The following is a 23,123-nucleotide window of genomic DNA, read 5'->3' as shown; positions in this document are numbered from 1 at the left end:
CAACATGAAATTGACCGTCCCCACCTGGCTGACCCTGCTGCGGATCGTGATGATTCCGGTGCTGGTGCTGGTGTTCTATCTTCCCTACAAGTGGACGAACTTCGCCTGCGCCGCGATCTTCGGCCTGGCGGCCATCACCGACTGGCTGGACGGCTGGATTGCGCGTCGCTACGAACTGCATTCGGCCTTCGGCGCGTTCCTGGACCCGGTGGCCGACAAGCTGATGGTGGCCGTTGCGCTGTTCCTGATCGTGCAGGGTCACCCGACGCCGTGGATGGCGTTCTGGGCGGCGGTCATCGTCGGTCGCGAGATCGCGGTATCGGCGCTGCGCGAGTGGATGGCCGAGATCGGGCAGCGCGCCAAGGTGCGTGTTGCGATGATCGGCAAGATCAAGACCACCGCGCAGATGGTGGCGCTGCTGTGCCTGCTGTACTCGGTCACGCCAGGCATGACCGCCACGCGCGAGATCTGGATGGGCGAGCCGATTTTCCATATCGGCGACTGGACGCTGGCTATCGCCGCGGTGCTCACGTTGTGGTCCGGAATCCAGTACCTGCACGCCGCATGGCCAAGCCTGCGCGAGGATGAAAAGGCCGCGCGCGAACAGAGCAAAAAAAAGTAAAAAAGGACTGTTGACAGGGCATGGTTAGCATGTAGAATTTCGCCTCCCCAAGCGGGAATAGCTCAGTTGGTAGAGCGCAACCTTGCCAAGGTTGAGGTCGCGAGTTCGAGTCTCGTTTCCCGCTCCAGATCGAAGATTTCACCAAGGATTTTTCGATCAGGGGTGCAGGCAGCGCATCAGCCTGGTGGCGATGCGGATCTTCGAAAGAAGACACCTGCAAAGTGAAGAAAGTTGTTAAAAAAGCTGGCGCACTGCACGATTCATCTGTACAATGCGTGGCTCCCAAGCGGGAATAGCTCAGTTGGTAGAGCGCAACCTTGCCAAGGTTGAGGTCGCGAGTTCGAGTCTCGTTTCCCGCTCCAGATTCTTCAAGACCCCGCTCGCGGGGTCTTGTAATATCGGGGTCCGCAAAAGCGGATTTTCGGTAGAATCCAGAAGCACCGGCCTGGTAGCAGAGTGGTTATGCAGCGGATTGCAAATCCGCGTACGCCGGTTCGATTCCGACCCAGGCCTCCATATTCGAAAAGCCCCCGCAGTGCGGGGGCTTTTTCGTTTGGGCGTCCGGTGGAATGCCGCTTGTCCTGTCGCGGCGGCGGCTGCCGGCATGGCGGCCGCCGACCCGGCTCAGAACAGCAGGGCCAGTGCCCCGCCCAGCAGCAACAGGATCAGCGCCGCCGTTGGAATGGCGATGCGCGGCCGCATCCTTCGCATGCGCGCCACGTCGCTGCTGCCAACGCGGCGGATCAGCCCGGTCGGGAATTGCAGGCGCGCCATGCGCGTATTGCACGCATCGATGCAGGCGCCACAGTCGGTACAGTGCGCATCGCGGCCGGCGCGGATGTCCAGGCCCTGCGGACAGGCCTGCACGCATTGCCGGCAATCGACGCAGTCGCCCAGGTGCTCGGGACTGAAGCGCGGCATCGGGCCGGCCAGTTCGGCGTGGGTGGCACGGAAGGCGTAGTCGCGTGCCGTGGTGGGGTCGAGCAGGCCGCGGGCACGCTCCAGGACGCTGGGCAGGCCTGGCTGGTGCGGACCGCGTGGTTCGCCGCGGCGCGGGTCGTAGCCGACACGTGGCGTGACGTGGTCGCACAGCAGGCGCTCCATCCGCGCGTAGGGGCACAGGTAGGTACAGACCTGGCCGCGCAGGAACCCCGCGTTGCCCCAGGTTGCCAGTGCATAGAAGCTGGCCCAGAAGATCTCCCAGGAGCTCCATGACAGCGGCCAGGTATGGGCGAGCAGGGCGCGGATCGGCGAGAAGAAGCCGACGAAGGTGACGCCGGTCCAGATCGCGATCGCGGCCCAGATGATGTGCCGGGCAACGAGTTGCGGCGGAGTACCCGGGGCGGTGCGGCGTTCGATCGCGCGGTAGATGCCGCTCATGATCGTCTGCGGGCAGCCAAACCCGCACCACACGCGTCCGGCGCTGGCGGTGAGCAGGCACAGGCCCGCGATTGCCACCACTGCGGCCCACACCAGCCAGCCGAAATCACCCGGCAGCAGGGTGAGGCCGAAGAAGTCGAAGCGGCGGGCGGGAAGGTCCAGCAGCACGGCCTGGCGACCATTCCAGTCCAGCCAAGGCAGGCCGTAGAACAACAGCAGCAGGGCACCGGCCAGGCGCCGCTGCCAGCGCTGGTTGCTCCCCTGGGCCGGCGGCGTGGGCAGGTTCTGCCCGCTGGCCGATTCCTCCACCAGGACCAGTTGCAGGGGCAGGTTGCGCAGCGAGCTCATTCCAGCGTGTCCTGTTCGTTTTCGCCCTCGTCCCCGGCCTGCAGCGGGCGCTGCAGGAAGCTGGTCAGGCCGCTGGACAGCGTGGTAACGGCCCAGAACATGAAGAAGCCGCCGGTATAGCCCAGCTCGCGGCTCAGCGAATGGTCGGGGAAGGTGATGTCGCGCAGCTGCAGCGGGTCGACGAAGGCAAAGAACGCGCCGGTGGCGAGGGCTGCGGCCAGGAAACTGGGCCACAGTACCGTGCCCAGCCGCTGGACCAGCGGCCGGCGGGCAGGGCGTTGCGGAAGGAAGTCCAAGTCGCTCATGGCAAAGTCCGGGGGGCGGGCCCGACACCGCGGGCGATATCATGGGAGGAGGCGTCGGCGCCGTGCAGGCGCTCCACCTGACCCTGCGAAGACTAGGCAGGTGTGCCCCGGGGGACATTGATCATGATCAATGGCCTCGCGGCCCCGTTCATTGGCGCTCGCGCGCCCCCTGATGGCAACCCTCCTTGGACACCACGCTCCCGCAACCCGGCCCCGACCTCTGCAGCGAGGAGGAAGTCACCGCCCTGGTGCACGGCTTCTATGCGCGGGTGCGGGAGGACGACATGCTTGGGCCGGTGTTTGCCGCCCGCGTGCACGACTGGGATGCGCACATGGCCCACCTGGTGGATTTCTGGTCGGCCCTGCTGCGAGGCACGCGCCGGTTCAATGGCTCGCCCATGGGCAAGCACATGGCAATAGACGAGCTCAGCCAGGCCCTGTTCGAGCGCTGGCTGGAGCTGTTCCGGCAGGCCGCTGCCAGCCTGGGCAACCCCGGCATGGAGAAGGTCGCCAACGAAGCCGCCGCGCGGATTGCCGACAACTTCTGGCGGCGGTTCCAGATGTCGCGCTGGCCGACACTGCCGCTGCACGGGCGCGGTTCCTGAACGCCGGGCCGGAGATTGATCTGGCTCAAGGCGTGCGCGCGGGGCCGGCGTCAAGCTGGGGGCATGGACACCATGACCCCGATTCCGTCCCCGCTTGGCTGGACCTTCGATCCACGGGTGCTGCGCCGGCATGACCGGCCCGGTCCGCGCTACACCTCCTATCCGACCGCGCCGCATTTCCACGATGGCTTCGGTGCCGCCGAACTGGGCCAGGCGATAGCGCGCAGCAATGCGTCCGGGCGTGCGCTGTCGCTGTACGTGCATGTCCCGTACTGCAGCAGCCCGTGTTTCTACTGCGGCTGCAACCGCGTGATCACCCGCGATGCGTCCAAAGGCGAGGCCTATGTCGAACGCGTGCTGCACGAAGCCGATGCGGTGGCGCCCTTGTTCGACGAAAGCCGCGAGGTCATCCAGCTGCACCTGGGTGGCGGCACGCCGAACTTCCTGTCGCCGCAACTGCTGACCATGCTCATCGAAGGGCTCGCCGAGCGCTTCCGCTTCAGCGAGCGCGCCGAGCGCGACTTCTCCATCGAGCTGGACCCGCGCTTCGTCACGCCCGACGACATTGCGGTGCTGGCAAAGCTGGGCTTCAACCGTGCAAGCCTCGGCGTGCAGGACTTCGATGCGGAAGTGCAGAAGGCGATCAACCGCGAGCAGTCGGTGGAGCAGACCCTGGCCATCATCGAGGCCTGCCGCAAGTACGGCATCCGCTCGGTCAACGTCGACCTGATCTACGGCCTGCCGCGGCAATCGCTGCAGGGCTTTGGGCGCACCCTGGAAACCGTGGTCGCGGTGCGCCCGGACCGGCTGGCGATCTACGGCTACGCCCACCTGCCGCACATGTTCCGCGCGCAGCGGCAGATCGCCGATGCCGAGCTGCCCAGCGCCGAACGCAAGCTGGCGCTGCTCGGCCTGGCGGTGCGGCGGCTGGCGCTGGCCGGTTACCAGTACATCGGCATGGACCACTTCGCGCTGCCTGGCGAGGACCTGTCGCTGGCCCAGCGCGCCGGCAGCCTGCACCGCAACTTCATGGGCTACACCACCCATGCGCAGACCGACCTGGTGGGGCTGGGCGTCAGCGCGATCAGCCATATCGACAACACCTACAGCCAGAACCCGCGCGACCTGCCGGGCTGGGAAGCGGCAGTGGACGAGGGCCGGATCCCGGTATGGCGCGGGCTGGAGCTGTCGTCCGACGACCTGCTGCGCGCGGACCTGATCCAGCAGCTGATGTGCCAGGGGATGGTGGATACCGGCAAGCTCGCCGCCCGCCACGGCATTGATTTCGATGCCTACTTCGCCGGCGAACTGCAGGCGCTGCGGGTGCTGCAGGATGACGGCCTGGCCGAGTACCGCGCCGGCGTGATCCGTGCCACCACCGCCGGGCGCCCGCTGCTGCGCCTGCTGGCGATGTGCTTTGACCACTACCTGCAGCAGCCCGGGCAGCCGGCGCGCTATTCGCGGGCGATCTGAGCACCTGGAACACGTTTCCGGGACGCGGGATTTCACAATCCCGCGGGGATCAGGCACGCTATCGCGATGCCCGGATGGCGAAACTGGTAGACGCATCGGACTTAAAATCCGCCGGGGGCGACCCCATGCCGGTTCGATTCCGGCTCCGGGCACCATCATCGCTACCAGGCTCCGGCCCATCGCCGGGGCCGATCCCACCTGCAAGGAACGGCATGAGCGCCGATTTGATTTCCGCCGCGGCCTCGCCGCGCATCGCCATCATCGGCCTGGGCTACGTGGGCCTGCCGCTGGCGGTGGAATTCGGCAAGTCACTGGACACCCTGGGCTATGACATCGACCTCGCGCGCGTCGCCCAGCTGCAGGCCGGCTATGACCACACGCTGGAGCTGGAGGACGAGGAGCTGCGCGCCGGCGTGCATGCTCGCTACACCGCCGATCCGGACGAGCTGGCCGGGCGCAACGTGTTCATCGTCACCGTGCCCACGCCGATCGACGCTTACGAACAGCCGGACCTGCAGCCGCTGCGTGATGCCAGCACGCTGATCGCCCGGGTGCTCAAGCGCGGCGACCTGGTGATCTACGAATCCACCGTGTACCCGGGCACCACCGAGGAAGTGTGCGTACCGCTGCTGGAAGCCGGTTCGGGCCTGCGCTTCAACGAGGACTTCTTCTGCGGCTACAGCCCGGAACGGATCAACCCGGGCGACCGGCAGCGGCGCCTGCCGGACATCCGCAAGATCACCTCCGGCTCCACGCCGCTGGCCGCGGACGTGGTCGATGCACTGTACGCACGGATCATCACCGCCGGCACCTGGCGTGCGCCGTCGATCCGCGTGGCCGAGGCGGCCAAGGTAATCGAGAACATCCAGCGTGACGTCAACATTGCCCTGGTCAACGAGCTGGCGCTGATCTTCGACAAGCTGGGCATCGATACCCAGGACGTGCTCGAGGCCGCCGGCACCAAGTGGAACTTCCTGCCGTTCCGCCCCGGCCTGGTCGGTGGGCACTGCATCGGCGTGGACCCGTACTACCTGCTGCACAAGTCCGAGAGCGTGGGCTACCACCCGGACCTGATCCACACCGCGCGCCAGGTCAACAACCGCGTCGGCGCGCACGTGGTGGAGCGGGTGCGCACCCTGCTGGGCGAGCGCGGCATCGAAGTGGCGCAGGCGCGGATCCTGGTGCTGGGCGTCACCTTCAAGGAGAACTGCCCGGACCTGCGCAACAGCCGCGCGCTGGAGCTGGTGCAGGCGCTGGCCGCCGACGGCGCGCGCGTCGATGCCTGCGATCCATGGGCCGACGTCGCGCTGGCGCGACGCCATGGCGTGGAGCTGGCCGCCGCGCCGGAGGCAGGCAGCTATGACGCGGTGGTGCTGGCCGTGGCCCACGAGCAGTACCGCGCCATGGACGCCCCGCAGGTACGCAACCTCGGCAAGCCGGGCGCGGTGGTCTACGACGTCAAGTCGGCGTGGCCGCGGGAGGCGGTCGACGACCGGTTGTAGACTGGGCTGCCCCCCTGGAGGAACGCGATGCACCGTTACCTGGGTTACGTCGCCGTCATTGCGATGCTGTTGCTGTCCCTGGCGCTGACGCCGATCTGGCCGGCCTGGGGCTGGGGCGTGGCGATCTTCGCCTTCCTCGCCGCGGTGGGTACCTGGGACGTGCTGCAGAAGCGCAGCACATTGCGCCGCAACTACCCGGTGCTGGCCTACTTCCGCTACGGGCTGGAGTCCATCGGCCCGGAGATCCGCCAGTATTTCGTGCAGAGCGATGTCGAGGACGTGCCGTTCTCGCGCCAGCAGCGCGCCCTGGTCTACCAGCGCGCCAAGAACGAGATGGACGTGGTGCCGTTCGGCACCCTGCGCAGCACCTACGCGGTGGATTACGAGTGGATCAACCACTCGCTGGCGCCGACCCAGATCGTCGACCACGACTTCCGCGTGCTGGTCGGGCCGGACTGCGCCCAGCCTTATTCGGCCAGCGTATTCAACATCTCGGCGATGAGCTTCGGCTCGCTGTCGGCCAACGCCGTGCGTGCGCTCAACGAAGGCGCGCGCCGCGGCGGCTTCTACCACGACACCGGCGAGGGCTCGATTTCGCCCTACCACCGCGAGAATGGCGGCGACCTGGTGTGGGAAATCGGCTCGGGCTACTTCGGCTGCCGCGACGAGCGGGGCGGTTTCAGCGAGGAGCGCTTCGTGGCCAACGCCACGCTCGACCAGGTGAAGATGATCGAGATCAAGCTCTCGCAAGGCGCCAAGCCGGGCCATGGCGGGGTGCTGCCCGCGGCCAAGGTCAGTCCCGAGATCGCGGTGACCCGTGGCGTGCCGGTGGGCGTGGAGTGCGTCTCCCCGTCCAAGCATTCGGCGTTCTCCACCCCGGTGGGCCTGCTGGAGTTCGTGGCCCGCCTGCGCGAGCTGTCCGGCGGCAAGCCGGTGGGCTTCAAGCTGGCCATTGGCCATCCCTGGGAATGGTTCGGCATCGCCAAGGCCATGCACGAAACCGGGCTGCTGCCGGACTTCATCGTCGTCGACGGTGCCGAAGGCGGGACCGGTGCCTCGCCGGCGGAGTTCATCGACCACGTCGGCCTGCCGATGCACGAGGCGTTGATGCTGGTGCACAACACCCTGGTCGGGCTGGACCTGCGCGAGCGCATCCGGCTCGGGGCTGCCGGCAAGGTCACCAGCGCTTTCGACATCGCCCGGACCATGGCCATGGGCGCGGACTGGTGCAATGCCGGGCGTGGTTTCATGTTCGCGCTGGGCTGCATCCAGTCGCTGAGCTGCCACACCGACCGCTGCCCGACCGGCATTGCCACCCAGGACCGCGGCCGCTGGGGCAAGCTGGACCCGGCCGACAAGGCCACGCGCGTGCAGCACTACCACCTCAACACGGTGCGCGCGCTGCGTGACCTGCTGTGCGCGGCCGGGCTCAATTCGCCGGCCGAGCTGGGCCCGGAGCACATCATCCGCCGCGTCTCGCCGGTGGAAATCCGTTCGCTGGCCTCGCTGTACCGCTTCCTGGAGCCGGGCGAGCTGCTCACCGGGCATCCCGAGCACGCGGTGTTCCGCGACTACTGGCATGACGCGCGAAGCGATTCGTTCCGGCCGCCGGCGCGCATCCATGCCCTGCGGACAAGCAAGAGCCGCTGACGCTCGGCAGCCGGGCGATCAGGCGCGGTGCTGCAGCCAGTCCAGCACGCCACGCCCGGCGCGCAGCCCGCTGGCAAAGCAGGCGGTGAGCAGGTAGCCGCCGGTCGGCGCTTCCCAGTCCAGCATCTCGCCGGCGCAGAAGGTGCCGGGCAGTTGCCGCAGCATCAGCCGCTGGTCCAGCGCCTCCAGCCGCACGCCGCCGGCGGTGCTGATTGTCTCGGCCATCGGTCGCGGACGCAGCAGGTCCAGCGGCAGGTGCTTGAGCGTGCGGGCGATTTCCTCAGGCGGGTGCTGTCCGGCCTCGCGGCCCAGCACCTCGAACAGCAGGGCAGCCTTGACCCCGTCCACGCCGGCCTGGCGACGCAGGTGCTCGCCGAAGCTGCGGCCCTGGCGCGGCCTTGCCAGTTTTTCCAGCAGTGTCTCGTGGGACTGGCCCGGCACCAGGTCCAGGTGCAGGCGGACCTGGCCGTCGCGGACCAGGCTGTCGCGCAGGTCGGCGGCGATCGCGTAGACCAGGCTGCCCTCGATGCCGGTGGTGGTGACCACGCATTCTCCCTGCAGCGAGCGGGGTTGGCCGTCCAGGTCGGTCCAGTGGGCGATGACCGGCTTCAACGGCGCGCCGGCATGGCGCTGGCTGAAGAACGGCGTCCAGGCCACGTCGAACCCGCAGTTGGCCGGTTGCAGTGGGGCAATGTCGATGCCGCGCGCGGCCAGTACCCCGGTCCAGGCGCCATCGGATCCCAGCTCCGGCCAGCTGCCGCCGCCCAGCGCCAGCACGGTGGCGTCGGCGTGGGCCGTCGTTTCACCTTCGGGCGTGGCAAAGCGCAATGCGCCATCCGCGTCCCAACCCAGCCAGCGGTGCTGGACATGGAACTGCACGCCGTTGTCCTTGAGCCGGCGCACCCAGCCGCGCAACAGCGGCGCGGCCTTGCGGTCGACCGGGAACACCCGGCCGGAACTGCCGACGTAGGTATCCACACCGAAGCCGCGCGCCCAGTCGCGCAGCGCGTCGGCGTCGAAATCGTCCAGCCAGCTGCCGACCTCGTTGGTGCGCTCACGGTAACGGCTGTCGAACAGCGGGCGCGGATCGGAATGGGTCAGGTTGAGGCCGCCCTTGCCGGCGATCAGGAACTTGCGACCCGGCGATCCCTTGGCCTCGTACAGGTCCACGGCATGGCCAGCGGCGCGGATGGTCTCGGCGGCCATCAGCCCGGCCGGACCGCCGCCGACCACGGCCACCCGCACGTTTTGCGTACTGCTCATGAGAAGGCTCAGCGTGGGGCGACGCCCAGCAGCTCCACGTCGAACACCAGCGAGGCATTAGGCGGGATCACGCCGCCGGCACCACGTGCGCCGTAGCCGTATTCGGCCGGGATCATCAGGGTGCGCTTGCCGCCGACCTTCATCCCGGCCACGCCCTCGTCCCAGCCGCGGATCACGCGGCCGCCGCCCAGGGGGAAGGTGAAGGGCTCGCCGCGGTCCAGCGAGCTGTCGAACTTCTGCCCGTGCCTGTCGGCGGCGTTTTCGTCGTACAGCCAGCCGGTGTAGTGCACGGTGACGTTGGTGCCCGGCACCGCTTCGGCACCGCTGCCGACCTCGGTGTCGAGCTTCCGGAATTCGGCAATCGTGCCGCCCGGCGGCGGACCCGGAGGCGTGCAGGCGGCCAGCAGGGAAAGCAGCAGCGGGATCAGCAGGCGGCGCATCGTCGCATCCGGTGGAGAGGGGCGTGCAAGGTTAGCGCATCGGCGGCGGGTATCATCGGCGCATGTCCAAACTGCTGCTCAACCTGCGCAACGTGGCCGAAGACGAGGCCGATGACGTGTGCGCGCTGCTCGATGCCAACGGCATCGCCTGGTATGCCACCCAACCCAGCCCGATGGGGATCTCGGCCGGCGGCATCTGGGTGCGCGAGGATGCCGACCACCCGAGGGCGAAGGCGCTGATGGCCGTCTACCAGGGTGAGCGGGCCCAGCGCGTGCGCGCCGAACGGGCGCAGGCACTGGAGGACGGCAGCGCGGAGACCTTCGCCAGCCTGCTGCGCCGCCGTCCGCTGTACGTGCTGTCCACGCTGCTGGCGATGCTGCTGGTGGCCTCGCTGGTCCTGCTGCCGTTCGTGCTGCTGCGCTGAACCCGGCGGCGGCGACAGCGGCGGCCCCCGGCTAAAATGCGCGGATGATCGCCAATACCGCTGCCTACCACTTCACCCCCATCGACGACCCACAGGCCCTGGCCGACCAGTTGCTGGAGTCGGCGCGCGCCAACGACCTGCGCGGCACCATCCTGGTTGCCGTCGAGGGCGTGAACCTGTTCCTCGCCGGGTCGGAGCAGGGCATCGATGCCTTCTACGCCGCGCTGCACGCCGACGCGCGATTCGCTTCGATGCGGGTCAAGTACAGCTACAGCCACATGCAGCCGTTTGCGCGGCTCAAGGCCAAGGTCAAGCCGGAAATCATCAGCTTCCGCCGCGATGACGGCCAGCCGCTGGATTATCCACGTGCGCCCGCTGTCGACCCGGAAACCCTGCGGCGCTGGCTGCGCCAGGGGCACGACGACGATGGCAAGCCGGTGGTGATGCTTGATACCCGCAACGGCCAGGAAATCGAGCACGGCACCTTCGCCGGCGCACTGACCCTGCCGATCGAGAAGTTCACCGACCTGCCGGCCGCACTGGCCCCGCACCGCGAGGCCTTGCGCGACAGCACCGTGGTCAGCTTCTGCACTGGCGGCATCCGCTGCGAGAAGGCCGCGCTGTGGATGCGCAACGACGGCATGGACAACGTGCTGCAGCTCGATGGCGGCATCCTCGGCTACTTCGAGGCCGTGGGCGGGGAGGGGTACGAGGGTCGCTGCTTCGTGTTCGACGAGCGCGTGGCCCTGGATCCGCAGCTCAGGCCGCTGGTGGATATCGAGCAGCCGGCCGCTGGCGCCGCCTGAGGCTCGCCGGCGGGATTCAGTGTTGTGGCCGCCACCTGCACCGGCAGGCTGGCAATGTGGGGGCCAGGCCCCATGTCGGGCAGGTCACCTGATGGAAACCCGCTGATGATCCCGTTGTCGATTCTCGACCTCGCCCCCGTGTGCGAGGGCAGCACTCCCACCCAGGCGTTCGCCAACATGCTCGAACTGGCCCAGCGCGCCGACGCCCTGGGCTACCACCGTTACTGGCTGGCCGAGCACCACAACATGCCGGGCATCGCCAGCGCCGCCACCGCGGTGCTGATCGGCCATGTCGCCGGCGGCACCTCGCGCATCCGCGTCGGTGCCGGCGGCATCATGCTGCCCAACCATTCGCCGCTGCAGGTGGCCGAGCAGTTCGGCACGCTGGCCTCGCTGTATCCGGACCGCATCGACCTGGGACTGGGCCGCGCGCCGGGCACCGACCAGCCGACCGCCCGCGCGCTGCGGCGCTATTTCGACGCGGCCGACCAGTTCCCGCAGGACGTGCGCGAACTGCTGCATTACTTTGAGCCGGCACAGTCCGGGCAGGCTGTGCGCGCGGTGCCCGGTGCCGGCATCCCGGTGCCGGTGTGGCTGCTGGGGTCGAGCCTGTTCGGCGCGCGCCTGGCCGCGGCCATGGGCCTGCCGTACGCCTTTGCCTCGCACTTCGCCCCGGATGCGATGGACGAGGCGGTGGAGGCCTACCGCCGCGAGTTCCGCCCGTCATCGCGCCTGCAGAAGCCCTACGTGATCCTTGCGCTGAACGTGGTTGCCAGCGATTCGCTGGAGGAATCCAAGCGCCTGTTCACCAGCCAGCAGCAGAGCTTCGTCAGGCTGCGCCGCGGCCAGCCGGGACTGATCCCGCCGCCGGTGGATGACATCGAGGACTTCTGGGAGCCGCACGAGAAGTTTGGCGTCGAGCGTGCACTGTCCTGCACCGTGCTGGGTGACCGCGAGCAGGTCGGGCAGGGCATGGCGGAGTTTGTCGAGCGCCATCGCCCGGACGAGCTTCTGCTCACCGCCAATGTGTTCGACCACGCCGCGCGGCTCCGCTCGTTCGAACTGGCCATGCAGGCCTGGCGCGACCTGGGCGGCTGACCCACGCAGCACTCACGCTGCCTTGGCAGCAGAAAAGGTCTCATCGGCAGGATCTTCAACGGAGCCCTGCCATGAACGACGAACGCCAGCAGCACATTGCCCACCTCGCGGGCCTGATCAAGGACGTGGAGGTGGCGATGTTGACGACCGTCGGCCTGGACGGGCAGCTTTACAGCCGTCCGCTGGGTACCCAGCAGGTGGATTTCGACGGCGACCTGTGGTTCGCCACCGCCGTCGACAGCCCCAAGGTCGCCGAGATCCAGCGCAACCCGTGGGTCAACGTCGCCTATGCCTCGCCCTCGGGCAATACCTACGTGTCCGTGTCCGGCACCGCCCGGGTGGTCGATGACCGCGCGAAGATCGAGCAACTGTGGTCGCCGGCAATGGGTCTGTTTTTCCCGGGCGGCAAGGATGATCCGTCGCTGCGCCTGATCCACGTGCGCGCGCTGTCGGCGCAGTACTGGGATGGTCCCGGTACCTGGCTGGGCAAGGCGCTGTCGTTCGTCCTGTCCGCCGCTACCGAGGGCGACGCGCCGATGGCCGACAACGGCCGCATCGACCTGCGCTGAGGTTCAGCCGAACCAGCGCTGGTACAGCTCGGCAAGGAAGCCGATCAGGTGCCCGGAGCTGAAGCCGAAGAACACGATGGCGGCGATCGCGCCGATCCAGTTGAACAGCATCAGCGCGCCGTCGCGCTCCAGCAGGGCCAGTGCGAACAGCAACAGCTGGAAGCCGAACAGGTAGTTGGTGAAGGGGATCGGCAACGACAGCAGCACCCCGGTCAGCACCAGCAGCAGGCCGGTGAGCATCTGCGCCGGCAGGGGCTCCAGCAGCAGGGCCAGCCGCGGCTTGAGCATGCGGTCCAGCCGCCGCAGCGGCGGCGAGATCCGGTGCAGGAAGCGCTGCACGGTACTACGGTAGGGGCCGCGTCGGCCGATGAAACCCGGCAGCCAGGGCTTGCGCAGGCCCAGCAGCATCTGCACGCCGATCATGATGACAAGCGGGCCGCTTACCGCGCCGCCCACCCCCGGGATCGGCACGAAGGAGGGCAGGATGGCGATGAACAGGAATACGCCGAACGCCCCCTGCTGCAGGTCGGCCAGGATGTCACCCAGGCCCAGGTGCTCCTGCGGGTCGCCCTGCGCGAAGATGTCCAGCAACGAGCGGATGCCCTCGTTGCGGTAACCGGTATGCCCGCCGGGCGTGGGCTCAACCGGTGGTGTCATCGGCTGCGTCCTCGGCCACGGGCCGCAGCAGCAGCTTGTCGATGCGTGCCCCGTCCAGGTCGATGATCTCGATGCGCCAGCCCGCCCAGTCGAAGTACTCGCCCACGTGCGGGATGCGGCCGAAGTAGTAGATGCACATTCCGGCGAGCGTGTGGTAGTCGCCTTCCTCGGCGTGCGGCAGGTCGGCCCCGCCCAGCAGGTCGCGCAGCTCGTCGATCGGCAGCGAGCCATCGATCAGCAGCGAGCCGTCCTCGCGGGTCACCACCAGCGCGTCCTCGTCGGTATTCTCCACCGCCTGCAGCCGGCCCAGCACCGCACCCATCAGGTCGCTCACGGTGACCAGGCCCTGGATCTCCCCGTATTCGTCCACCACCAGCGCCATCGACTGCTGTTCCTCGCGGAAGATCTCCAGCAGTTTCATCGCATGGGTGGATTCGGACACGAACAGGGTGTCGCGCAGCTGCGTGAACAGCGACGGTGCGCCATCCTGCAGATGGGTAGCCAGCGTCTTGACCTCGAGGATGCCGACGATGTCCTGGTCGCTGTCGCGGTACACCGGATAGCGCGAGAACGCGTGTTCGCGCATGGTCTGCAGGTTCTTTTCCTCCTCGGCGTTGATGTCCAGCCACGCGATGCGGTTGCGCGGGGTCATCAGGCTGTCGGCGGTGCGGTCACCCAGGCGCATGACGCGGTTCATCATGTCGCGCTCGTGGGCGTCGATCACGCCCTGCTCGTGGCTTTCGGCCACCAGCATGCGGATTTCCTCTTCGGTCACTGCCTCGGCCTGTTCCTTGCCCAGGCCCAGCATGCGCAGCACCAGCCGGGTCGAGCGCGACAGCAGCCAGACGAACGGGTAGGCCAGGGCGGCCAGGAAGCGCATCGGCAGGGCGACGAACCCGGCAATGTCCTCGGAACGGGCAATCGCCAGGCGCTTGGGCACCAGCTCGCCGAAGATCAGCGTCAGGTAGGTGATCAGCGCCACGGCCACGCCCTTGCCGACCGGTTCGGCATAGGTGAAGCCCGGCGATACCAGGTGGATCCAGCCGGCCAGGCTGCGGCCGATCGACTCGCCGCCGAACACGCCGGTCAGGATGCCGATCAGGGTGATGCCGATCTGGACCGTGGACAGGAAGGCCTCGGGCTTCTCGGCCAAGGCCAGGGCGCGGGCGGCGCGCTTGCTGTGCAGGGCCTGCTGCTTGAGGCGGCTCTTGCGCGAAGTCATGACCGACATCTCGGACATGGCGAAGAACCCGTTGAGCAGGATCAGGCAGATGACAATCAGGAATTCAAACACGGGTGTCGTCCCCGGTTGGTGGCAGGGGAACGGCCGGCGTCAAGCCGAGTTGCGTGAACTGTCCGCCGGAAGCGGCGGCGCCATGTCGTGGCGGGGGATGAGGGTCGTCGTCCATAGGATGCGCCTTGGGCGCCGGGGCATCTTAGCAAAAGCACCCGGGGCGACGGCAACGCCTGCTTCACGCCGCGGCGGCCGGGTCGGGGCCCGGGTTACCACGGGGGTACCCAAGCAGTCATAATTCCGCCCGGCGCCGTCCTCCCCGCGACGGCTGATAGGTTCCCCATGTTCTCGTTGCAGACCATTTTCGGTTCCGGCAAGCAGTTCTATACCTTGCTGGACGAGGCCGCACAGGCCGCCTTCGACAGTGCCAAGGCACTCCACGCGATGATGCGCGAAGCTGATCGCCAGCCGGCGCTGGATGCGTTCAAGCTGGCCCGCCTGCGCGAGCGCGCGGCCTCGGACAAGATCAGCCAGGCGCTGGTGGACAGCTTCATGACCCCGATCGAGCGCGAGGACATCGAGGCGCTGGGTTCGGCGCTGTACAAGATCCCCAAGCAGATCGAGAAGTTCGCCGATCGCTACTCGCTGGCCATCCAGCACCTGGAGCACATCGACTTCGCGCCCCGCGCGGCGATGCTCGAGCAGGCCGCCGGCGTGGTGGTGGAAATGGTGGCCGACCTGCGCCACATGAACCTGGACCGCATGTCCACGCTCAACGACAAGCTGCGCTCGCTGGAGAACGAGGCCGACCGGCTGATGCTCGAGCTGTATCGCGACATCTATTCCGGCCGCCTGGACAACCTGCAGATGTTCCTGCTCAAGGAATTCTTCGAGATCCTGGAAAAGGCCATCGACCGCTGCCGCGAGGCGGGCGTCGTCGCCTACCAGATCGTGCTCAAGAACAGCTGACGGGAATCACTGATGCTCACCCTAGTGCTGGTGGTGATCCTGGCCGCGCTCGTCTTCGAGTTCATCAACGGCTTCCACGACACCGCCAACTCCATTGCCACGGTGGTTGCCACCAAGGTGCTGTCCCCGGGTTCGGCGGTGATGCTGGCCGCGGGCATGAACCTGATCGGCGCGCTGACCGGTACCGCGGTGGCCATGACCATCGCCAATGGCATCCTCAATTCCGACGTGGTCGCCGTGACGCCGCAGGTGATCCTGTGCGCGCTGCTGGGTGGCATCGTCTGGAACCTGATCACCTGGTGGAAGGGCCTGCCGTCCTCGTCCTCGCACGCACTGATCGGCGGCCTGTGCGGCGCCGGCCTGGCCGCGGCCCACAACAACTGGGACGCGCTGATCTGGTCCGAGCGCCTGGGCAACTGGGCGCAGAACAAGGGTCTGCTGTGGAAGGTGTTCCTGCCGATGATCACCTCGCCGATCGCCGGCTTCGTGCTCGGCATCGTGGTGATGGTGGCGCTGTGGGCGATGATCGCCGGCCTGGCCCGTGTCGGCGGCGCGGTTGGCCGGCTGGCGCGTCCGCGCTGGGTCAACGCCTTCTTCGGCAAGGCCCAGATCGTCTCGGCGGCCTACATGGGCTTTGCCCATGGCCACAACGACGCGCAGAAGACCATGGGCATCATCGCCATGACCCTGATCGGCGCCGAAGCCACCGGTGCGCTGGACAACCTGCCGTCCTGGCTGGGCTTCATGCACCCGGACGCAAGCGCCGGCGACGGTATCGCGATGTGGATCGTGCTGACCTGTGCGGTGGTGATGGCCGCCGGCACCGCCTCGGGCGGCTGGAAGATCATCAAGACCCTGGGCCACAAGATGGTCAAGCTGCACCCGATCCACGGCTTTGCCGCGGAAACCAGCTCGGCCACGATCCTGACCCTGGCCGCGCACTTCGGCATGCCGGTCTCCACCACCCACAGCATCTCCACGGCGATCATGGGCGTGGGCTTTGCCAAGAACCCCCGTTCGCTGAGGTTCGGGGTGATTGAGCGCATCGTATGGGCGTGGATCCTGACCATTCCGGCCGCGGCCGGTTGTGCCTACCTGATCCTCCAGCTGTTCTCGCTGGCCGGCTGGCACTGAGCCAGCCCCCGGCGCACGAAAAAGCCCACCGGAAGGTGGGCTTTTTTGTCGGGTGACGCGGCCAAGACGTCGGTTCGAGGGGTCGAATCAGACCTCCAGGGAACCCAGGTCGCCCGCGCCATGCAGCACCTGCCGGTCGCAGCGATCCAACGCCGTCGCCACGGCCCGCGATGATGACCGGCCGGGATCAGACCTCCAGCGAGGCCAGGTCGCCCTTGGTCTCCAGCCACCCCTTCCGGTCAGAAGCGCGCTTCTTGGCCAGCAGCATGTCCATCAACGAGCGGGTCTGCTCGCCGTCGTCGATGGTCAGCTGCACCAGGCGGCGGGTATCCGGGTGGATGGTCGACTCGCGCAACTGCGACGGGTTCATCTCGCCCAGGCCCTTGAAGCGGGTGACGTTGACCTGGCCCTTCATCTTCTCGCGCTGGATCCGCTCCAGGATCGAGCGCTTCTCTTCCTCGTCCAGCGCGTAGAACACCTGTTTGCCCACGTCCACGCGGAACAGCGGCGGCATCGCCACGAACACGTGGCCGGCCTCGACCAGCGCGGGGAAGTGCTTCAGGAACAGCGCGGTCAGCAAGGTGGCGATGTGCAGGCCGTCGGAGTCAGCATCGGCCAGGATCACGACCTTGCCGTAGCGCAGGCCGGAGATGTCGTCCTTGCCCGGGTCGCAGCCGATGGCGATGGCCAGGTTGTGCACTTCCTCGCTGGCCAGCACGCTGCCGGAGCTGACTTCCCAGGTGTTCAGGATCTTGCCGCGCAGCGGCATGATCGCCTGGAAGTCCTTGTCGCGCGCCTGCTTGGCGCTGCCGCCGGCCGAGTCGCCCTCCACCAGGAACAGCTCGGTGCGCGACAGGTCCTGGCTGATGCAGTCGGCCAGCTTGCCGGGCAGGGCCGGCCCCTGGGTGACCTTCTTGCGGACGACCAGCTTTTCGGTCTTCAGGCGGGCGCTGGCGCGCTCGATCGCCAGCTGGGCGATCTTCTCGCCCAGTTCGACGTTCTGGTTCAGCAGCAGGCTGAAGGCGTCATGCGCGGCGCCCTCAACGAAACCGGCCGCCTGGCGCGAGGACAGCCGCTCCTTGGTCTGGCCGGAGAACTGAGGGTCGGTCATCTTCAGCGACAGCACGAACGACACGCGGTCCCAGACGTCTTCCGGGGCCAGCTTGACGCCACGCGGCAGCAGGTTGCGGAAGTCGCAGAACTCGCGCAGCGCCTCGGTCAGGCCGGTGCGCAGGCCGTTGACGTGGGTGCCGTGCTGGGCCGTGGGAATCAGGTTGACGTAGCTCTCCTGCACCAGCTCGCCTTCCGGCAGCCAGGCCACGGCCCAGTCCACCACCTCGGTGTCCTTCTTCAGGTGGCCGACGAACAGCTCGGCCGGCAGCACTTCCAGCTCGCCCAGCTCGGCCTTGAGGTAGTCACGCAGGCCATCCTCGAAATACCAGGTATCAACCTCGCCGGTGGCCTCGTCGGTCAGCTTGACCGTCAGGCCCGGGCACAGCACGGCCTTGGCGCGCAGCAGGTGGCGCAGGGCGCGCACGGCGTACTTGGGAGTGTCGAAGTACTTCGGGTCGGCCCAGAAACGCACCCGGGTGCCGGTGTTCTTCTTGCCGACGCTGCCGACGACCTCCAGCGGGGTCGCGCGGTCGCCGTTGCGGAAGGTGATGCGGTGCTCGGCGCCATCGCGCTTGATGTGGACCTCGACCAGGGTCGACAGCGCGTTGACCACGCTCACGCCCACGCCGTGCAGGCCGCCGGAGAAGGTGTAGTTCTTGTTGCTGAACTTGCCGCCCGCGTGCAGGCGGGTAAGGATCAGCTCCACGCCGGGGATGCCTTCCTCGGGGTGGATGTCCACCGGCATGCCGCGGCCGTCATCGGACACCTCGCAACTGCCGTCCTTGTACAGGGTCACCTCGACCGTCTTCGCGTGGCCAGCCAGGGCCTCGTCCACCGCGTTGTCGATAACCTCCTGGGCCAGGTGGTTCGGGCGGCTGGTATCGGTGTACATGCCCGGCCGGCGCTTGACCGGGTCCAGACCGGAGAGGACTTCGATGTCGGCGGCGTTGTAACGGGTATTCATGGATCTCGAGCTGGCGCGAAACGACGGGGGAGTGTGCGGTCTGCCGGCCCTTTTTGCACGTGGGACATTCAGTCCGTGGCCGGGTCGGGGGGCATATCCTAGTGCCCGCTGGAAACGATGTGCCGGCCGTGCCGGCCAACTCCGGAGGATGAAATGAAGAACTACAGGCTGTTCATGGGTGTCGCCGCCGCACTGGTCGCCGTGGTCGCCGTTCCGGTGGCGCTGGCCCAGAACGCGGGCAAGACCCCGCCCGCCGAGACCGTGCAGGCGCAGGAAGACAAGGCGCAGACCGAGGCTGACCAGAAGGCCAAGCGCCGTGCCGCCGCCGCTGCCCGCCACAAGGCCGGCGAGGACAAGCCTGCCCAGCGCGAGGAAGAGGAAGAAGCGAAGAAGCGCTGACCCCTGTCCCCTGAATCTGGCGACGCCCCGGAGCAGTCCGGGGCGTCTTTTTTTGGATCGTTGCGCTGGCGCTTGGGCATTGCTGCCGCAGCCGTTAAACTATGGCTTTCCGGGAGTCCCAACTCATGACCCCCCTTATTTTCGTTACTGGCGGCGTCGTGTCCTCGCTTGGCAAGGGCATCGCGGCCGCTTCGCTTGCGTCCATCCTCGAAGCTCGTGGCCTGAAGGTCACGATGATGAAGCTGGACCCCTACATCAACGTCGATCCGGGCACGATGAGCCCGTTCCAGCACGGCGAGGTGTACGTCACCGATGACGGTGCCGAGACCGACCTGGACCTGGGCCACTACGAACGCTTCGTCCGCACCCGGCTCAGCCGAAAGAACTCGGTCACCACCGGCCGGATCTACGAGAACGTGATCCGCAAGGAGCGCCGCGGCGACTACCTGGGCGCCACCGTGCAGGTGATCCCGCACATCACCGACGAGATCCGCCGCTGCATCGACGAGGCCACCGAGGGCTTCGACGTGGCGCTGGTCGAGATCGGCGGCACCGTCGGCGACATCGAGTCGCTGCCGTTCCTGGAGGCGATCCGCCAGGTGCGTACCGAGCGTGGCGCCGAGAAAGCGCTGTTCATGCACCTGACCCTCGTGCCGTTCATCGGCGCGGCGGGCGAGCTGAAGACCAAGCCGACCCAGCACTCGGTCAAGGAGCTGCGTTCGATCGGTATCCAGCCGGACGTGCTGCTGTGCCGTTCCGAGCACATCATCCCGGACTCGGAACGCCGCAAGATCTCGCTGTTCACCAACGTGCCCGAGCGCGCGGTGATCTCGGTGCCGGACGTGGAGGTCCTGTACAAGATCCCGATGGGCCTGCACCGCCAGGGCCTGGACGAGATCGTCATCAACCAGTTCAAGCTGGCCGACAAGGTCGGCCCGGCCGACCTGCACGAGTGGGAAGCGGCGGTGGATGCCACCCTGCACCCGCTGGACGAGGTCACCATCGCGGTGGTCGGCAAGTACGTCGACCACCAGGACGCCTACAAGTCCGTGGGCGAGGCGCTCAAGCATGGCGGCCTGCGCCAGCGCACCAAGGTCAACCTGAAGTGGCTGGAGGCGCAGGATCTGGAAAGCACCGACATGTCGGCCCTGGCCGATGTCGACGGCATCCTGGTGCCGGGTGGCTTCGGTGACCGCGGTTTCGAGGGCAAGGTGATGACCTCGCAGTACGCCCGCGAACACCGCCTGCCGTACTTCGGCATCTGCTATGGCATGCAGGCGGCGGTGGTCGATTTCGCCCGCCATGTCGCGGGCCTGGAAGGCGCCAACTCGACCGAGAACGACCGCCAGTCGCCGCATCCGGTGATCGGCCTGATCACCGAGTGGCGTACCGCCACCGGCGAGGTCGAGAAGCGCGACGAGAAGAGCGACCTGGGCGGCACCATGCGCCTGGGCCTGCAGGAACAGCGGCTCAAGCCCGGCACCCTGGCCCGCGAGCTGTACGGCAAGGACGTGGTCGCCGAGCGCCACCGCCACCGCTACGAGTTCAACAACCGGTACCGCACCCAGCTGGAAGACGCCGGCCTGGTGATCTCCGGCAAGTCGATGGACGACACCCTGGTGGAAGTGGTGGAACTGCCGCGCGACCAGCACCCGTGGTTCCTGGCCTGCCAGGCCCACCCGGAGTTCCTCTCCACCCCGCGCGAGGGCCATCCGCTGTTCATCGGCTTCATCCGGGCGGCGCGCGAGAAGAAGGCCGGCGGCAAGCTGCTGCAGGAAATCCGTGCCTGACTTGCGGTGGAGGCCTCGCGCCTCCACCTGCAACAAACCCGCCGGCGGGCATCATGCCCGCGGCCACCAAGCGGACATCAAGGAAAAGACATGAAACTGTGTGGATTCGACGTCGGGCTGGACCAGCCCCTGTTCCTGATCGCAGGTCCGTGCGTGATCGAGTCGATGCAGCTGCAGCTGGACGTGGCCGGCCGGCTGAAGGAAATCACCAGCCAGCTGGGCATCAACTTCATCTTCAAGTCCAGCTTCGACAAGGCCAACCGTACCTCGGGCACCGCGTTCCGCGGCCCGGGCATGGAGGAAGGTCTGAAGGTGCTGGCCGAGGTCAAGAAGCAGATCGGCGTGCCGGTGCTCACCGACGTGCACGAGTACACCCCGATGGACGAGGTGGCCTCGGTGGTCGACGTGCTGCAGACCCCCGCCTTCCTGGTCCGCCAGACCGATTTCATCAGAAAGGTCTGCGCCGCCGGCAAGCCGGTCAACATCAAGAAGGGCCAGTTCCTGTCGCCGTGGGACATGAAGCCGGTCGTCGAGAAGGCCAAGTCCACCGGCAACAACGACATCATGGTCTGCGAGCGCGGCGCCAGCTTCGGCTACAACAACCTGGTCAGCGACATGCGCTCGCTGGCGGTGATGCGCGATACCGGCTGCCCGGTGGTGTTCGACGCCACCCACTCGGTGCAGCTGCCGGGCGGGCAGGGCAGCAGTTCCGGCGGCCAGCGCGAGTTCGTGCCGGTGCTGGCGCGCGCGGCCGTTGCGGTCGGCGTGTCCGGCCTGTTCGCCGAGACCCACCCGGATCCGTCCAAGGCGCTGTCCGATGGCCCCAATGCGTGGCCGCTGGACCGCATGGCCGAACTGCTGGAAACCCTGCTCGAGCTCGACACGGTCACCAAGAAGCACGGCTTCGAGCGTTTTGCCTGATTGAACCCTCGTGTATTGGCGTTGCCCGGGCCGATGGCCGGGCGGCGTCGGGCCTCGTCCGGGCGGACGCAGGCGTCGCGGGCTGGTAGCCTTGTCGGCCTTGCTTCACCGGACGGCATCACCGCGTCCTTTCCCTTTCTCGACTTCCACAAGCCAAGATCCCATGACGACGATCCGTAGCATCCACGCCCGTGAAATCCTCGACAGCCGTGGTAACCCCACGCTGGAGGCCGAAGTCACCCTGGCCGACGGCGCCTTCGGCCGCGCCGCGGTGCCGTCGGGTGCTTCCACCGGCACCAAGGAAGCCGTGGAGCTGCGTGACGGCGACAAGACCCGTTACCTGGGCAAGGGCGTGCGCGATGCCGTGGCCAACGTCAATGGCGCCATCGCCACCGCGCTGGCTGGCTTCGATGCCGAGGACCAGCAGGGCCTGGACCGCCGCCTGATCGACCTGGACGGCACCGAGAACAAGGGCCGGCTCGGCGCCAACGCCCTGCTGGGTGTTTCGATGGCCACCGCCCATGCCGTTGCCGCCTCGAAGAAGCAGGCGCTGTGGCAGTACCTGGCCGGCAGGACCGGCGCCACGCCGTCGCTGCCGGTGCCGATGATGAACATCATCAACGGCGGCGCGCATGCCGACAACAACGTCGACTTCCAGGAGTTCATGGTCCTGCCGGTCGGCTTTGACTCGTTCTCCGAGGCGCTGCGCGCCGGCACCGAGGTCTTCCACGCGCTCAAGTCTGTGCTCAAGGGCCACGGCCTGAGCACCGCGGTGGGCGACGAGGGCGGCTTTGCTCCGGACTTCCGCTCCAATGTCGAGGCGCTGGACACCATCCTGGAAGCCATCGGCAAGGCCGGTTACACCGCTGGCGAGGACATCCTGCTGGGCCTGGACGTGGCCTCCAGCGAGTTCTACGAGAACGGCAAGTACAACCTGGTCGGCGAGAACAAGCGCCTGACCTCCGAGCAGTTCGTCGACTTCCTGGCCGACTGGACCGCGCAGTACCCGATCGTCACCATCGAGGACGGCCTGGCCGAGAACGACTGGGCCGGCTGGAAGCTGCTGACCGAGCGCATCGGCGGCAAGGTGCAGCTGGTCGGCGACGACCTGTTCGTCACCAATCCGAAGATCTTCGCCGAAGGCATCGAGTCGGGCACCGCCAACGCGATCCTGATCAAGGTCAACCAGATCGGCACCCTCACCGAGACCCTGGAAGCCATCGCCATGGCCGACAAGGCGAAGTACGCGGCCATCGTGTCGCACCGCTCGGGCGAGACCGAGGACACCACGATCGCCGACATCGCCGTGGCCACCACCGCGACCCAGATCAAGACCGGTTCGCTGTGCCGCTCCGACCGCGTGGCCAAGTACAACCAGCTGCTGCGCATCGAGGAAGCACTGGGTGCCGCCGCGCGCTACGCCGGCCGCGACGCCTTCGTTTCGCTCAAGCGCTGA

22 protein-coding genes and 4 tRNA genes are annotated in these 23,123 nt (G+C 67.5%); 19 read left to right on the top strand and 7 right to left on the bottom strand.

What is annotated here, in order from left to right; genetic code table 11:
* The first annotated feature begins 4 nt into the window (after positions 1-4).
* The 4 genes from pgsA (at position 5) to LG380_RS06510 (ending at position 1,138) form a co-directional block, all read left to right on the top strand.
* Positions 5-622 (top strand): CDP-diacylglycerol--glycerol-3-phosphate 3-phosphatidyltransferase, encoded by a 618-nt coding sequence (pgsA, locus tag LG380_RS06525; protein ID WP_225764101.1) that lies wholly within the window; start codon positions 5-7, stop codon positions 620-622.
* A gap of 51 nt (positions 623-673) precedes the next feature.
* Positions 674-749, top strand: a tRNA-Gly gene (locus LG380_RS06520).
* A gap of 159 nt (positions 750-908) precedes the next feature.
* Positions 909-984, top strand: a tRNA-Gly gene (locus tag LG380_RS06515).
* Positions 985-1,064: 80 nt separating this feature from the next.
* Positions 1,065-1,138, top strand: a tRNA-Cys gene (locus tag LG380_RS06510).
* Positions 1,139-1,246: 108 nt separating this feature from the next.
* Here the strand turns inward: LG380_RS06510 and LG380_RS06505 are convergent.
* The gene (locus tag LG380_RS06505; protein WP_225764100.1) at positions 1,247-2,350 is read right to left on the bottom strand and encodes a 4Fe-4S dicluster domain-containing protein; all 1,104 of its coding nucleotides are present in this window, start codon (positions 2,348-2,350) and stop codon (positions 1,247-1,249) included.
* A complete protein-coding gene (locus LG380_RS06500) occupies positions 2,347-2,655 on the bottom strand; it encodes a hypothetical protein (protein WP_225764099.1) in 309 nt (102 codons plus the stop codon). The genes LG380_RS06505 and LG380_RS06500 overlap by 4 nt, the downstream gene beginning before the upstream one ends.
* A 185-nt stretch (positions 2,656-2,840) precedes the next feature.
* Between LG380_RS06500 and LG380_RS06495 the strand changes: the two genes are divergently transcribed.
* The 5 genes from LG380_RS06495 (at position 2,841) to LG380_RS06475 (ending at position 7,885) form a co-directional block, all read left to right on the top strand.
* The gene (locus LG380_RS06495; RefSeq protein ID WP_225764098.1) at positions 2,841-3,260 is read left to right on the top strand and encodes a group III truncated hemoglobin; all 420 of its coding nucleotides are present in this window, start codon (positions 2,841-2,843) and stop codon (positions 3,258-3,260) included.
* A 63-nt stretch (positions 3,261-3,323) separates the two neighbouring features.
* Complete coding sequence (gene hemN / locus LG380_RS06490; RefSeq protein ID WP_225764097.1) at positions 3,324-4,733, top strand: oxygen-independent coproporphyrinogen III oxidase; 1,410 nt, start codon at positions 3,324-3,326, stop codon at positions 4,731-4,733.
* A gap of 68 nt (positions 4,734-4,801) precedes the next feature.
* Positions 4,802-4,888, top strand: a tRNA-Leu gene (locus LG380_RS06485).
* Between the two features lie 57 nt (positions 4,889-4,945).
* Entirely contained in the window at positions 4,946-6,235 is a 1,290-nt protein-coding gene (locus LG380_RS06480; RefSeq protein WP_225764096.1) for a nucleotide sugar dehydrogenase, read from the top strand.
* A gap of 27 nt (positions 6,236-6,262) precedes the next feature.
* Positions 6,263-7,885 carry an FMN-binding glutamate synthase family protein gene (locus tag LG380_RS06475; RefSeq protein WP_225764095.1) on the top strand — a complete coding sequence of 541 codons (1,623 nt, stop codon included), beginning with the start codon at positions 6,263-6,265 and terminating at the stop codon, positions 7,883-7,885.
* 18 nt (positions 7,886-7,903) lie between these two features.
* Here LG380_RS06475 and LG380_RS06470 read toward each other — a convergent pair whose 3' ends face one another.
* Together LG380_RS06470 and LG380_RS06465 are read right to left on the bottom strand one after the other, a co-directional pair.
* Positions 7,904-9,148 (bottom strand): TIGR03862 family flavoprotein, encoded by a 1,245-nt coding sequence (locus LG380_RS06470; protein ID WP_225764094.1) that lies wholly within the window; start codon positions 9,146-9,148, stop codon positions 7,904-7,906.
* Positions 9,149-9,156: 8 nt separating this feature from the next.
* Complete coding sequence (locus LG380_RS06465; RefSeq protein ID WP_225764093.1) at positions 9,157-9,588, bottom strand: FKBP-type peptidyl-prolyl cis-trans isomerase; 432 nt, start codon at positions 9,586-9,588, stop codon at positions 9,157-9,159.
* A gap of 62 nt (positions 9,589-9,650) precedes the next feature.
* Here LG380_RS06465 and LG380_RS06460 point away from each other — a divergent pair, with 62 nt between their 5' ends.
* The 4 genes from LG380_RS06460 (at position 9,651) to LG380_RS06445 (ending at position 12,486) form a co-directional block, all read left to right on the top strand.
* Positions 9,651-10,013, top strand: coding sequence for a DUF6164 family protein (locus tag LG380_RS06460; protein ID WP_225764092.1), 363 nt, complete (start codon positions 9,651-9,653; stop codon positions 10,011-10,013).
* 44 nt (positions 10,014-10,057) lie between these two features.
* Entirely contained in the window at positions 10,058-10,819 is a 762-nt protein-coding gene (locus tag LG380_RS06455) for a sulfurtransferase (RefSeq protein ID WP_225764091.1), read from the top strand.
* A 105-nt stretch (positions 10,820-10,924) separates the two neighbouring features.
* Entirely contained in the window at positions 10,925-11,917 is a 993-nt protein-coding gene (locus LG380_RS06450) for an LLM class flavin-dependent oxidoreductase (RefSeq protein WP_225764090.1), read from the top strand.
* A gap of 71 nt (positions 11,918-11,988) precedes the next feature.
* Complete coding sequence (locus LG380_RS06445) at positions 11,989-12,486, top strand: pyridoxamine 5'-phosphate oxidase family protein (RefSeq protein WP_225764089.1); 498 nt, start codon at positions 11,989-11,991, stop codon at positions 12,484-12,486.
* A 3-nt stretch (positions 12,487-12,489) separates the two neighbouring features.
* Here the strand turns inward: LG380_RS06445 and LG380_RS06440 are convergent, their stop codons facing one another.
* Together LG380_RS06440 and LG380_RS06435 are read right to left on the bottom strand one after the other, a co-directional pair.
* Complete coding sequence (locus LG380_RS06440) at positions 12,490-13,143, bottom strand: exopolysaccharide biosynthesis protein (protein ID WP_225764088.1); 654 nt, start codon at positions 13,141-13,143, stop codon at positions 12,490-12,492.
* Positions 13,127-14,437 carry a hemolysin family protein gene (locus LG380_RS06435; RefSeq protein WP_225764087.1) on the bottom strand — a complete coding sequence of 437 codons (1,311 nt, stop codon included), beginning with the start codon at positions 14,435-14,437 and terminating at the stop codon, positions 13,127-13,129. The genes LG380_RS06440 and LG380_RS06435 overlap by 17 nt, the downstream gene beginning before the upstream one ends.
* Before the next feature lie 282 nt (positions 14,438-14,719).
* Between LG380_RS06435 and LG380_RS06430 the strand changes: the two genes are divergently transcribed.
* Entirely contained in the window at positions 14,720-15,346 is a 627-nt protein-coding gene (locus tag LG380_RS06430) for a pit accessory protein (RefSeq protein ID WP_225764086.1), read from the top strand.
* A 12-nt stretch (positions 15,347-15,358) separates the two neighbouring features.
* Positions 15,359-16,480, top strand: coding sequence for an inorganic phosphate transporter (locus LG380_RS06425; protein WP_225764085.1), 1,122 nt, complete (start codon positions 15,359-15,361; stop codon positions 16,478-16,480).
* Positions 16,481-16,667: 187 nt separating this feature from the next.
* Here LG380_RS06425 and parE read toward each other — a convergent pair whose 3' ends face one another.
* On the bottom strand, positions 16,668-18,557 hold the full coding sequence (parE, locus tag LG380_RS06420; RefSeq protein ID WP_225764084.1) for a DNA topoisomerase IV subunit B: 1,890 nt from the start codon (positions 18,555-18,557) through the stop codon (positions 16,668-16,670).
* 153 nt (positions 18,558-18,710) lie between these two features.
* On the opposite strand from parE, the gene LG380_RS06415 reads away from it, so the two are divergent.
* From LG380_RS06415 to eno, 4 genes are all read left to right on the top strand, one after another.
* A complete protein-coding gene (locus LG380_RS06415) occupies positions 18,711-18,956 on the top strand; it encodes a hypothetical protein (protein WP_225764083.1) in 246 nt (81 codons plus the stop codon).
* Positions 18,957-19,081: 125 nt separating this feature from the next.
* Complete coding sequence (locus tag LG380_RS06410; protein WP_225764082.1) at positions 19,082-20,746, top strand: CTP synthase; 1,665 nt, start codon at positions 19,082-19,084, stop codon at positions 20,744-20,746.
* Positions 20,747-20,836: 90 nt separating this feature from the next.
* Positions 20,837-21,667, top strand: coding sequence for a 3-deoxy-8-phosphooctulonate synthase (kdsA, locus tag LG380_RS06405; RefSeq protein ID WP_225764081.1), 831 nt, complete (start codon positions 20,837-20,839; stop codon positions 21,665-21,667).
* Between the two features lie 163 nt (positions 21,668-21,830).
* Positions 21,831-23,123: a phosphopyruvate hydratase gene (gene eno / locus LG380_RS06400; RefSeq protein ID WP_225764080.1), complete on the top strand. Its 1,293-nt coding sequence runs from the start codon at positions 21,831-21,833 to the stop codon at positions 23,121-23,123.

This window comes from Stenotrophomonas sp. Marseille-Q4652 (assembly GCF_916618915.1).
Taxonomy (GTDB): domain Bacteria; phylum Pseudomonadota; class Gammaproteobacteria; order Xanthomonadales; family Xanthomonadaceae; genus Stenotrophomonas.
The sequence above is the reverse complement of the archived record's forward strand: the minus strand, read 5'-3'. Positions and strand labels throughout refer to the sequence as shown.